Origin of the sequence: Acidovorax sp. 56, from assembly GCF_002749705.1 — a bacterium.
Taxonomy (GTDB): Bacteria; Pseudomonadota; Gammaproteobacteria; order Burkholderiales; family Burkholderiaceae_C; genus Acidovorax.
Genome location: NZ_PEEV01000001.1, coordinates 701,912 through 714,925, shown reverse-complemented (window position 1 = coordinate 714,925; position 13,014 = coordinate 701,912). Strand labels below are relative to the sequence as shown.

Sequence of the window (13,014 nt, the reverse complement as noted above, 5' to 3'; positions counted from 1 at the left end):
TCAGTTGAAGAAAAACCCACCGATGAGAGCGCCGCGCAGTGCTTGCGCCCAGGCTTCACAGGTGGGTTTCAGGTCTCAGGGCTCGATCAGATGTCGAACAGCAGACGCGATGGGTCTTCCAGCGCTTCCTTCATGGCAACCAGGCCCAGCACGGCTTCACGGCCGTCGATGATGCGGTGGTCGTAAGACATAGCCAGGTAGTTCATCGGACGGATCACGATCTGACCGTTTTCGACCACGGCACGGTCCTTGGTGGCGTGCACGCCCAGGATGGCCGACTGTGGGGGGTTGATGATGGGGGTGGACAGCATGGAGCCGAACGTACCACCATTGGAGATGGAGAAGGTACCGCCGGTCATTTCTTCAATGCCCAGCTTGCCATCCTTGGCCTTTTGGCCAAATTCAGCGATCTTCTTCTCGATGTCTGCAAAGCTCATCTGGTCTGCATTGCGCAGGATGGGCACCACCAAGCCACGGGGCGAACCCACGGCGATACCGATGTCGAAGTAGCCGTGGTAGACGATGTCGTTGCCATCGACCGAGGCGTTCAGCACAGGGTACTTCTTGAGGGCATGCACAGCCGCCTTCACGAAGAAGGACATGAAGCCGATCTTCACGCCGTGTTCCTTGGTGAACGCGTCCTGGAACTTCTTGCGCATGTCCATCACGGGGGCCATGTTCACTTCGTTGAACGTGGTCAAGATGGCGTTGGTGGATTGCGACTGCAGCAGACGCTCGGCCACGCGGGCACGCAGACGGCTCATGGGCACGCGCTGCTCGGGGCGATCGCCCAGGCTAGCGGGCGCAGGAGCGGCCACCTGAGGCAACACCTTCGTGGGCACACCGGTGGGAATGGCGCTGGGTGCAGCCGCAGCTGGCTTGGCACCACCGGCCACAGCCGCCAGCACGTCACCCTTGGTCACGCGGCCGTCCTTGCCAGAACCAGCCACATCGCCTACCGACAGATTGTTGTCGGCCAGCAGCTTGGCTGCTGCAGGCATGGCCACATCGGCCTTGGAACCACCGGTGACTGCAGCGGCGGCGGCCACAGGTGCAGCAGCGGGTGCCGCGGGGGCTGCAGCTGCCGGAGCAGCTGCGCCCGCCTTACCTTCGGTGTCGATGCGGGCGATCAACTGCTCAGCCACGACGGTAGCGCCGTCGCCTTGAACAATCTCAGACAGCACGCCAGACGACGGTGCTGGCACTTCCAGCACCACCTTGTCGGTTTCGATTTCGATCAGGATTTCATCGGCAGTGACGGCCTCGCCTGCTTTTTTCTTCCACGTCAGCATGGTGGCTTCGGCCACGGATTCGGACAGCTGAGGGACTTTGACTTCTACGATAGCCATATCAATTCTTTCGGGAATGGGGTTTTGTTCTGACAGTTTTTAAAAATGGGCTGGCTGGCCTTACTTGGTCAGTACAAAACCCTTGAGCTTGGCAAACGCGCCGTCCACCAGAGCCTTTTGCTGCTCTTGGTGCAGGTGCGAATAACCCACGGCAGGCGATGCCGAAGCAGCGCGGCCGGAGTAACCCAGCTTCTGGCCTTCGAGCATGTTCTCGTGGATGTTGTGCTGGATGAAGAACCAGGCACCCTGGTTCTGTGGCTCGTCCTGGCACCACACGATGTCGGTCGCGTTGGGGTACTTCCTCAGCTCGGCAGCAAAAGCCTTGTGCGGGAAGGGGTACAACTGCTCGACACGGATGATGACCACATCGTCGGCTTCCTTCTCGGTACGCTTCTTGACGAGGTCGTAGTAGACCTTGCCCGAGCAAGCGATCACGCGCTTGACCTTGGCGGCCTTTTTCTCGATAGCGTCATCCTGTTCAGGAATCACCGTCTGGAACCCACCCTTGGTGAACTCAGACAGCGGCGAGGTCGCATCCTTGTTACGCAGCAGCGATTTGGGCGTGAAGATGATCAGCGGCTTGCGCAGATCACGCACCATCTGGCGGCGCAGCACGTGGAAGATCTGGCTGGCCGTGGTGGGCTGCACGATCTGCATGTTGGCATCGGCGGCCAGTTGCATAAAGCGCTCCAGGCGTGCAGAGCTGTGCTCTGGACCCTGACCTTCATAGCCGTGGGGCAACATCATGGTCAGACCATTGGCACGGCCCCACTTCACCTCGCCAGAGGCGATGAACTGATCAATCACAACCTGTGCACCGTTGGCAAAGTCGCCAAACTGGGCTTCCCAGATCACCAGGCTGTTGGGGTCAGAGCCAGCGTAGCCGTACTCAAAGCCCAACACGGCTTCTTCGGACAGGATCGAGTCGATCACGACAAACGGAGCCTGGTTCTCGGCCACGTTTTGCAGCGGCACGTAGGTGCCGGTATCCCACTTTTCGCGGTTCTGATCGTGAATCACGGCATGGCGGTGCGTGAACGTGCCACGGCCCGAGTCTTCGCCCGACAGGCGCACAGGGTAGCCGCTGGCCACCAGCGAAGCAAAGGCCATGGTTTCGCCCATGCCCCAGTCCACATTCACATCGCCACGGCCCATGGCTGCGCGGTCGTCGTACACCTTCTTCACCAACTGGTGGGGGGTCACTGTGGCAGGAATGGTCGTCAGCTTTTCGGCCAAGCGCTTCCACTCTGTCAGAGGGATGGCAGTGTCACCAGCGTCAGTCCACTTCTTGCCCAGGAAGGGCGACCAATCCACAGCGTACTTGCTCTTGAAGTTGGTCAGCACAGGGTCCACCGTGTGCTTGCCGGCATCCATGGCAGCGCGGTAGGCCTTGACCATGTCTTCGCCCAGCGTAGCGCCCAGGCCCTGAGCCGCCAGCTTGTCGGCATACAGCTTGCGCGTGCCGGGGTGCTGGGCAATCTTCTTGTACATCAGCGGCTGGGTCAGTGCAGGGGTGTCCTGCTCGTTGTGGCCCAGTTTGCGGAAGCAGGTGATGTCCACCACCACGTCCTGGCGGAACTCCATACGGAACTCCAGCGCCAGTTGGGTGGCCAACACCACGGCTTCTGGGTCATCACCATTGACGTGCAGAACCGGGGCCTCGACCATCTTGACGATGTCGGTGCAATACACGGTCGAGCGCATGTCGCGTGGGTCGGACGTGGTGAAACCGATCTGGTTGTTGATGATGATGTGCACCGTGCCGCCAGTGGTGTAACCACGGGTCTGGGCCAGCGCCAGAGTTTCCTGGTTCACACCTTGGCCGCCGAAGGCGGAGTCGCCGTGCACCAGCACGGGCAGCACTTGGCTGCCCTTGGGGTCGCCACGGCGGTCCATGCGAGCGCGCACTGAGCCTTCCACCACAGGGTTCACGATTTCGAGGTGGGAAGGGTTGAACGCGAGCGACAGGTGCACCGGACCACCGGCTGTGGACACGTCCGAGCTGAAACCTTGGTGGTACTTCACGTCACCGGCAGGCAATTCTTCGGGTGCGGTGTGGTCGAACTCGGCAAACAAGTCCTTGGGCATCTTGCCCAGGGAGTTCACCAGCACGTTCAGACGGCCACGGTGGGCCATACCGATCACGATTTCCTGCACGCCCTTGGCGCCAGCAGACTGGATCAGTTCGTCCATGGAGGCAATGAAGCTCTCGCCACCTTCCAGGGAGAAACGCTTTTGGCCCACGTACTTGGTGTGGAGGAAGCGTTCCAGGCCTTCGGCCGCAGTCAGGCGGTCCAGAATCTGGCGCTTCTTGTCGGCAGTGAAATTCGGTTTGCTGCGGATGCTTTCCAGCTTTTGCTGCCACCAGCGCTTCTGGTTCTGGTCCGATGTGTACATGTACTCGGCGCCCAGCGTGCCGCAGTACGTTTCGCGCAGCGCATTGAGCAGCTCGCGCAGGGCCATTTTGTCTTTGCCGAAGAACGTGTTGCTGGTGTCAAACACGGTTTCTTGGTCGGCATCGGTGAAGCCGTAGAACGACGGCTCCAGTTCGGGAATCTGTGGGCGCTCAGTGCGCTTGAGGGGGTCCAGGTCGGCCCAGCGTTGGCCAACGTTGCGGTATGCGGCGATCAGCTGTTGAACGGCAGTGCGCTTGCGGCCCATTTCGGCGTCGGCGCTGGCGACCACCACTTTGGTGCCACCGGCCTTGGCGCGCTCGGCAAAGGCATTGACCACAGGCAGGTGCGGAACGTCCTTGGCATTGCTACCGTCTACCGCAGGAACATGCTGCAGCGCATCAAAATACTCGCGCCAGTTGTCAGGCACGCTGCCAGGGTTGGCAAGGTAGTTTTCGTACATCTCTTCAACATAGGGCGCATTGCCGCCGAAGAGATAGGTGTTGCCTTGGTAGGCTTGATAGACGGATGTCGTATCGCTCATATTCCGCTGACCTCCGCTTTCCTTGGGAAAGCATTAGCTGGTTAAGAAACCTTCCGCGACACGGCTGAACCGATTGGCGGATGCGACTGTGGCTGGGGAAGGGCCTAGGGTTGCGGGCGCCATTGTGCCACCGAACACGGCATTAACCAAGATCAAGCCCAAAGGCGTCCCGGCGCGCCAGCCCATTCATCAGCAACGGTGTCGTACATTGCGGGTTTTGCACTTGTGCTTTTGATCACCCTGCCCCCAAAGGCTCTATGACCCAACACCCGCTCCAGCAAAAAACCTTTCTGCTTTTGCTAACGCTCGTCACCGTTGCGTTTGGCGCCATCCTCTGGCAATTTCACGGTGCGATCTTCTGGGGCATGGTGCTGGCCATTCTGTTTGCCCCATTGCACCGCAAAATGCTGCGGCGCATGCCCCGGCGCGAGAATCTGGCTGCCCTGTGCACCCTGGGCCTGTGCTTGGTGGTGGTGATCTTGCCCATGTCGCTGATCACGGTTTCGCTGGTCCAAGAGGCCAACGCCATCTACGAACGGCTGCGCTCTGGGCAACTCAATTTTGGTGCGTACTTCCAGCAAATCGTCGCGGCCTTGCCGACCTGGGCCGTCGGGCTGCTGGAGCGTCTGAACCTCACCAGCGTGGCCCAGATTCAACAAAAGCTGTCGTCTGTGGCCGTACAGGCAAGCCAAATCATCGCCACCCAGGCTGTCAGCATCGGACAAAACACCCTGGAGTTTCTGGTGGGCTTCGGCATCATGCTGTACCTGCTGTTTTTCCTGCTGCGTGACGGACGCAGCCTGGCGCTGCGCATTGGGCAAGCCACCCCTCTGGACAACGAGCACAAGAAACAGCTCGTCACCAAATTCACCACCGTCATTCGCGCCACCGTCAAGGGCAACATCGTGGTGGCTGCATCACAAGGTGCCTTGGGTGGCTTGATCTTCTGGATTCTGGGCATCCAGGGCCCCGTGCTGTGGGGCGTGCTGATGGCCTTCTTGTCCCTGCTGCCCGCCGTGGGCGCTGGCCTGATCTGGGTGCCCGTCGCCATCTACTTTCTGGCCACTGGCGCGGTTTGGCAGGGGGTCGTGCTCACGCTGTTTGGCGTGTGCGTGATCGGGCTGGTAGACAACATCCTGCGCCCCATTTTGGTCGGCAAAGACACCAAAATGCCCGACTACGTGGTGCTCATCTCCACATTGGGCGGGATGGCCATGTTTGGGCTGACAGGCTTCGTGATTGGCCCCACCATTGCAGCCCTTTTCATGGCCAGCTGGGATTTGTTCGCTTCTTCAGAAGAAAGCCAGCAAGCCCCACCTGCCGCCTGAGACTCACTCAGAGCGGCTAACTAAACTCCCCCGGCGTCGTTGCCTCGCCTTGTCGTACTGCCTGCGGCGAAACGCCTAGCCAGAGCCGCTTCGCTTAGCTTTGTTAGCTGCTCTCAGTCCCTGTGACCACCGCCATGCCCACGCCCGTGGCCACGGTGGTCATCATGGTCCCCTCGGTCGTGGCCACGACCACGCCCAGGCCGCTCGTCGTGGTGGTCATTCCGATCCCCGCGGGACGGGCCGCCATAGTGGGGGCCACGGGGCGGCTGACGACGGGGCGGCTCCTGCACAAAGTACACGGGCTGGCCACAGGCGTTGTAGCGCGCGCAGTGCTTCCCCCAGTTCTTGGCATGCCCAGGCGGTACGTACATGTAAATAGGCGCACGCTGAACCGGCATTTGGGGACGGTGGATGATCACAGGCTCGGCATAGATCAATGCCGGGGGCGCTGCATTGCCAATCTGGATGCGGCCATAAACGCCTGGAACGATCTGCCCATCCACGGTCGCATTCACGTAGGCCTGTGCGCTTGCACCACCCGCAGCCAGCAACAACGCGATAGATACGCCAACGACGGGCCCTGTGCGGCTGAAAAAACCCATGATTTACTCCAATGATTTCAATGCATCCCGTTTGTAACCAGCTCTGAGGCAGGGCATGGCAAAAGCCCTCCTTTTTTTGTAACAACAGGGACTTTAGTGGCCTTCTGAGCGCGCTGGCCACTTCTGTGCAAAGGCCCAGGTTCCATACAACCCTGGGAAAAGTGCTGGAGGACGGTAGAGCTTTGCATTAGGATGGTTCGACCCCTAGGCCCAGGAGACCGCACATGCCCCACGAACGCCGCCACTACGTGCGCGTGCAATTTGACGCACCAGCGCTGTTGACCATCGCCACCGCAGCCTTCAGCGTGCAAGTTCTTGACCTATCGCTCAAAGGCGCACTGGTGACCCTGCCCGACAACGCCATGGTGCCCGCAGGCATGCCCTGCCAGCTCACGGTGCCGCTGGCAGAAACTGGCGACCACATCTCCATGACCGCCGGCATTGCCCATGTGGACGGCAACCATGCTGGGCTGCTGTGCCGAAGCATTGACCTGGACAGCGTCACCCACCTGCGACGCTTGATTGAATTGCAGCTGGGTGACCCCGCCCTGCTGGAGCGAGACTTGGCAGAGCTGATCCAGGTCTCGGTCAGCTCAGGCAACTGACCCACTTCACACCTGACAAGCGCTTGCCATTGGCTCTGGCAAACCCGTCATTTCACCCAACGCCAAGGCAAGAGCAGCGCGAGCCTCATCAACTCGGCGCTACCTCACGCTCTTGAAGGGTGCGCCACATCACCTTGCCGCTGCCGCTCTTGGGCAGCGCATCCACAAACTGCACAATGCGCGGCACCTTGTAGACCGCCATGTTCTCGCGGCACCAGTCCATGATCTGCTGCTCGGTTGTACCTTTGTGCGATGCGCGCAGCACCACTACCGCCTTCACCGTCTCCCCCCGATAGCTGTCCTTGCTCGCGATGATGCAGGCCTCCTGGATGGCAGGGTGGCGGAACATCAGCGCCTCCACCTCGGCAGGCCACACCTTGAAGCCGCTGGCGTTGATCATGCGCTTCAAGCGATCGGTCAGAAAAAAGTAGCCCTCTTCGTCCATGCGCCCCAGATCACCTGAGCGAAAGAAACGCTTGCCCTCGAACTCGATAAAAGCCGACGCTGTGGCATCCGGTCGCTTCCAGTAGCCCTCAAACACCTCGGGGCCGTGGATGATAATTTCGCCCTGCTCACCCACAGCCAGCTCCTGCAGCGTGTCGGGGTCGATCACCCGTGCATCGGTGCTCATGAACGGAATGCCCAGGCACTGCTGCTTGGGGTGGTCGGGCGGGTTGGAATGCGATGGCGCCGCCGTCTCCGTCAGGCCGTAGCCTTCTGCGTACCGCAGCCCATACTGCTCCAGCAGACGCTGCGCCACCGCTTGCGGCATCGCAGCCCCACCGCCGCCGATGTAGACCAGGCTCGACAAGTCGTAGCTCGCAAAGTTCGGACTGCCCAGCAAGTCAATGACCATGGTGGGGATGTTGGTCCAGTTCGTCACCTGGTAGCGCGAGATCAGGCGCCCAGCCAGGTCCCGGTCCCAGCGCGGCATGACCACGATGGTGGCAGCACTGTAGATGGATGCGTGCATCACACTCACCATGCCAGTGATATGAAACATGGGCACCACGGCCAGCGTCACGTTGTCCACCGAGCCCGTGCCCCACAGGCTGCTGGCCACAGCGTTGTGCATGATGCTTTTGTGCAAGTGCATGCATCCCTTGGGCAAGCCCGTGGTGCCGCTGGTGTAGGGCAGCAGCGCCAGGTCATTCGGCCCCACCACCAGCTCAGGCGGCGCATCGGCACAGGCCAGGGCCTCCGTCCAGTCATGGGCCTGGCCTCCGTCCAGCACTGGCAAGGGGTGGCGCGTGCCCAGCCATTCGCGCCAAGCCTCAGGCGGAGCATCGGCGCCCGCCACATCCACATCAAACGCATCACTGAACTGCGCGACCACCAGGTGCGCGAGGCGCTCAGCGGGCGGCAGCGCGTTGCTGGCTTTGGCCAGTTCTGTCGCCAAGTCGCCGGTGGTGAAGGCTACCTTGGTGTCCGGGTCGGTGATGTAGTGCTTCAGCTCCTCAGCCCGGTTCATCGGATTGACGGGCACCACCACCGCATTGGCCCGCAAGATGGCAAAGTGAGCCATCACCAGTTGCGGGCAATTCTGCATGCACAGCACCACGCGATCACCCCGCTGCACGCCCAACGCAGCCAGCCGGGCTGCCATGCGCTCGGCGCCCTCCATCAACTGCCGATAGCTCAGCGACCGGCCAAAAAAGACCAGGGCCGCCTTGTCTGGATAGCGGCGCGTGCTGATCGCCAAGTTGTCCCACAGAGAGGTTGATGGGAGAGTGATGGACTTGGGCAGACGATGGGGCCAGAACTGGTAGTGAGGGCGCATGGATTACAGATCTCCTTGAGCCTTCAAGCCTAGAGGCCTCGCCAGCGGGGAGCAATGGGGGATGCCCCGCGCCTGCGTCGCCAAGGTGACCGCAAGCGATACTGCGGCCTGCGTCAGCACTTGCCGCACGCGCGCACTGCGGTCTTCGCTGTGGTCAAACAGTGGCGAAAAGCAGAGCGCCCCCAGGCCACAGAAAACCGACGCAAGATCAGCTCTGTATCTGCGCCCACAGCTTGTCCAGCCGCTTCACGCTCACCGGCTGGGGCGTGCGCAGCTCTTGCGCGAAGAAGCTCACACGCAGCTCCTCCAGCAGCCAGCGCAGCTCTTGCATGCGCGCATCGACCACACCCTTGCGCTCGGCCACCAGGCGCCAATAGCGCTGCTCTTGCGGGCGCAGCTCGGCCAGCTTGGCGGTATCGCGGGCGGGGTCGGCGCGGTATTTGTCCAGGCGCAGGGTGATGGCCTTGAGGTAGCGGGCGTAGTGGGCCAGCTGCGCCCAGGGGGCCACGGCGATGAAGTTCTTGGGCACCAGGCGTTGCAGTTGCTGCAGGGCGTCCGTCGTCGCGTCAGGTGCGTTTTTGGTGTCTTTGATCTTGCGGGCGGCAGCCGCGTATTCGGTGAGGATGGTGGCTGCCAAGCGGGCGACTTCGTTGGCGATCAAGGTCAGGCGCCCTCGCCCTTCTTCCACGCGGCGTTTGAAGTCGAACTCATCGGTGGGCAGGGGGTCGAGCAAGAAGGCGCGGTCCAGCGCCACGTCGATGATCTGGGTGCGCAGCTCTTCCTGCGTCCCCAGCGGCATGTAGGCCACGGCCATCTTCTGCAGGTCGGGGATGTTCTTTTCGAGGTACTTGAGCGCGTCCTTGATCTGCAGCGCAAACAGACGGCGCAGGCCCGCGCGGTGTTTGGCGGCGGCCACTTCGGGCTCGTCGAAGACCTCGATGGTGACACCATCGCCGCCATCAATCAGCGCCGGGAAACCCACCAGCGTCTGCCCGCACTTCTTGATCTCCATGAGCTCAGGCAGCTCACCAAACGTCCAGGTCGTGTAACGCTGGCCTGCCGGGGCTGATGGCGCAGCGCTCGCCGGTTTTGCCGAGACGGAGTTTGCGCCTTTTACTCCTGATTTGATAGCTTCTTGCGCTTTATTATCAAGCGCTGGGGGCATATTTGATTCAGATTTCTCGCTGTGTGCAGCCACAGCACCCAACTTGAGACCTGCCAGCGCCTGGAACGCACCGCGCGCCTTGGCACCCCATTCGGCCTTGAGGGCGCCCAGGTTGCGGCCATGGCCGAGCTGGCGGCCATGTTCATCGACCACGCGGAAGTTCATGAACAGGTGCGGGCTGAGCATGTCGAGCTTGAAGTCTGCGCGCTTCACGTCGAGCGAGGTCTCATCGCGCACCTGCTTGAGCAAAGCGTCCGTCAGGCTGCCGGTGCCAAAACGCTCGGGCGCGTTGAACAGCTCAGCCAGCCGCGTGGCCGACTCGGGCAGCGGCACGAAGCGGCTGCGCGGGCGCTGGTGCAGGCTTTTGAGCAGGGCCTGGATCTTGTCCTTGAGCATGCCGGGCACCAGCCATTCACAGCGCTCGTCACTCACTTGGTTCAGAACAAAGAGCGGAATGGTCACGGTGATGCCATCGCGCGCATCGCCGGGCTCGTGCAGATAGCTGGCAGCGCAGTCCACGCCGCCCAGGCGCACGGTCTTGGGAAACGCATTGGTGGTGATGCCTGCGGCCTCGTGGCGCATCAGCTCGTCTCGGGTGAGCTTGAGCAGCTCGGGCCGCTTTTTACTTTCCTCGCGGTACCAAGCCTCAAAGCTGTGGCCGCTGCACACCTCGGGCGGCAGTTGTTGGTCGTAGAAGGCGTAGATGAGCTCATCGTCCACCAGCACGTCCTGGCGGCGCGACTTGTGCTCCAGCTCTTCGACCTTGGCGATGAGCTTTTGGTTGGCGGCCAGGAAGGGCAGCTTGGTCTCCCAGTTGCTGCCGACCAGGGCCTCGCGGATGAAGATCTCGCGTGCGGCGTAGGGATCGACCTTGCCGAAGTTCACACGGCGGTTGTTGTAGACCACGATGCCATACAGCGTGGCGCGCTCCAGCGCCACCACCTCGGCCGACTTCTTTTCCCAGTGCGGGTCCAGCAGCTGCTTCTTCAGCAAATGGCCGCCCATCTGCTCCAGCCACTGCGGCTCGATGGCGGCAATGCCCCGGCCGAACAGGCGCGTGGTCTCGACCAGCTCCGACGCGATGATCCAGCGCCCGGGCTTCTTGTTCAGGTGCGCGCCAGGGTGTTTGTAGAACTTGATGCCCCGCGCGCCCAGGTACCAGTCTTCCTCGTCACTCTTGGCGCCCACGTTGCCCAGCAGCCCGGCCAGCATGGACAGGTGCAGTTGCTCATAGCTCGCAGGCTGGGTGTTGATCTGCCACTTGTGCTCGGTCACCACGGTGAGCAGCTGGGTGTGGATGTCGCGCCACTCGCGCAGGCGGCGGATGCTGATGAAGTTCTGGCGCAGCAGCTGCTCGTACTGGCGGTTGCTCAGCTTGTGGGTAGCGGCTGGGGCGGCAGTGGCTGGAGCAGGCGCTGCCGCAGGGCTGCCACCGCCACTGCGCTGCGCCACGGGCAAAAAGGCCTGTGATGGCGCCTTGTGCGCGGCCATGGCCTTCTGCGCGCGGGCCGATGGCAGGCTCGGCGCCCCGCCACGGGCCTCGTTGATCCACTTCCACAGTTTGAGGTAGCCGCTGAACTCGCTCTTGTCGTCGTCGAACTTGGCGTGAGCCTGGTCGGCCTGTTGCTGGGCTTCCAGCGGCCGGTCGCGCACGTCCTGCACGCTCAGGGCACTGGCAATCACCAACACCTCATCGAGCGCCTTGCGATCGCGCGCCTCGATGATCATGCGGCCCACTCGGGGGTCGAGCGGCAGGCGCGACAGCTCCGTGCCCATGGGGGTCAGCTCGTTGGCATCGTCCACCGCACCCAGCTCGGCCAGCAACTGGTAGCCGTCGGCAATCGCACGGCCCGAGGGCGCCTCGATGAACGGGAACTGCACCACATCGCCCAGGTGCAGCGACTTCATGCGCAGGATGACGCCTGCCAGAGATGAACGCAGGATTTCCGGGTCGGTAAAACGCGGGCGGCCGTTGAAGTCGGCCTCGTCGTACAGGCGAATGCAGATGCCGTTGGCCACCCGGCCGCAGCGGCCCGCTCGCTGGTTGGCGGCGGCCTGGCTGATGGGCTCCACCAGCAGCTGCTCCACCTTGCTTCGGAAGCTGTAGCGCTTCACGCGCGCTGTGCCTGCGTCAATCACGTAGCGAATGCCCGGCACGGTGAGCGAGGTTTCGGCCACGTTGGTGGCCAAAATGATGCGGCGGCCCGTGTGGCCATCAAAAATGCGGTCCTGCTCGGCCTGACTGAGGCGCGCAAACAGCGGCAGCACCTCGGCGTTGCGCATCACGGGCTGGTGCGAGAGGTGTTTGCGCAGGTGGTCGGCAGCCTCGCGGATCTCGCGTTCACCGGGCAAAAAGACCAGGATGTCGCCCGCCGCATTCCCCTGCCACAGCTCGTCCACGCCATCGGCAATGGCCTCGTTCAGGCCGTAGTCGCGGCTGTCTTCAAACGGGCGGTAGCGTTGCTCCACCGGGAAGGTGCGGCCCGACACCATGATGACCGGCGCTGGCCCCTTGGCGCTCTCGAAATGCTTGGCAAACCGGTCAGCATCGATGGTGGCCGAGGTGACGATGACTTTCAGATCAGGCCGGCGCGGCAGGATCTGGCGGATGTAGCCCAGCAGGAAGTCGATGTTGAGGCTGCGTTCGTGCGCCTCGTCGATGATGATGGTGTCGTAATTCTTGAGCAGAGGGTCGGTCTGCGTCTCGGCCAGCAAGATGCCGTCGGTCATGAGCTTGACGGAGGCATCGCGGCTGAGGCGGTCCTGGAACCGCACTTTGAAGCCCACCACGTCCCCCAGTGGCGTTTTCAGCTCTTCGGCAATGCGCTTGGCCACGCTGCTGGCGGCAATGCGGCGTGGCTGGGTGTGGCCAATCAGCTGCCCTTTCTGTCCCGGCTTGGCATTGCATTTGCCACGGCCCAGCGCCAGCGCAATCTTGGGCAGCTGGGTGGTCTTGCCCGAGCCGGTTTCGCCGCACACGATGATGACCTGGTGCTGGGTGATGGCCTCCATGATCTCGTCGCGCTTGCCCGACACGGGCAGGGATTCGGGGAATTCGATGCGCAAAGGGGCTGCGGACTGGGCAGCAGGCGGGGCGGAAGCGGGGGAAGACTCGGACAAACGCGGATCAGAAGAAGACATAGCCCCGCATTATCGGCAGCGCGCCCCTGTGCCAAGGCGCCCTGCCCTTCCGTTTTGTGCGTTTGGCGCGACATTTTTAGCCCCGCTCGGGCCATTTGGCTTGCAGG

General features: G+C 62.2%; 6 protein-coding genes. 2 read left to right on the top strand and 4 right to left on the bottom strand.

Annotated features, from left to right (window positions below):
• Positions 1-86: 86 nt before the first annotated feature.
• Both odhB and CLU88_RS03035 read right to left on the bottom strand, forming a co-directional pair.
• Entirely contained in the window at positions 87-1,349 is a 1,263-nt protein-coding gene (gene odhB / locus CLU88_RS03040; protein ID WP_099655335.1) for a 2-oxoglutarate dehydrogenase complex dihydrolipoyllysine-residue succinyltransferase, read from the bottom strand.
• 60 nt (positions 1,350-1,409) lie between these two features.
• A complete protein-coding gene (locus CLU88_RS03035) occupies positions 1,410-4,286 on the bottom strand; it encodes a 2-oxoglutarate dehydrogenase E1 component (RefSeq protein WP_099655334.1) in 2,877 nt (958 codons plus the stop codon).
• Positions 4,287-4,543: 257 nt separating this feature from the next.
• On the opposite strand from CLU88_RS03035, the gene CLU88_RS03030 reads away from it, so the two are divergent.
• Together CLU88_RS03030 and CLU88_RS03020 are read left to right on the top strand one after the other, a co-directional pair.
• On the top strand, positions 4,544-5,614 hold the full coding sequence (locus tag CLU88_RS03030) for an AI-2E family transporter (RefSeq protein WP_099655333.1): 1,071 nt from the start codon (positions 4,544-4,546) through the stop codon (positions 5,612-5,614).
• 826 nt (positions 5,615-6,440) lie between these two features.
• Positions 6,441-6,821 (top strand): PilZ domain-containing protein, encoded by a 381-nt coding sequence (locus CLU88_RS03020; RefSeq protein ID WP_099655331.1) that lies wholly within the window; start codon positions 6,441-6,443, stop codon positions 6,819-6,821.
• An 88-nt stretch (positions 6,822-6,909) separates the two neighbouring features.
• Here CLU88_RS03020 and CLU88_RS03015 read toward each other — a convergent pair whose 3' ends face one another.
• Positions 6,910-8,601, bottom strand: a complete 1,692-nt coding sequence (locus tag CLU88_RS03015; RefSeq protein WP_099655330.1) for a long-chain fatty acid--CoA ligase — start codon at positions 8,599-8,601, stop codon at positions 6,910-6,912.
• 208 nt (positions 8,602-8,809) lie between these two features.
• Positions 8,810-12,907 (bottom strand): ATP-dependent RNA helicase HrpA, encoded by a 4,098-nt coding sequence (gene hrpA / locus CLU88_RS03010; RefSeq protein WP_369827585.1) that lies wholly within the window; start codon positions 12,905-12,907, stop codon positions 8,810-8,812.
• Positions 12,908-13,014: the final 107 nt, after the last annotated feature.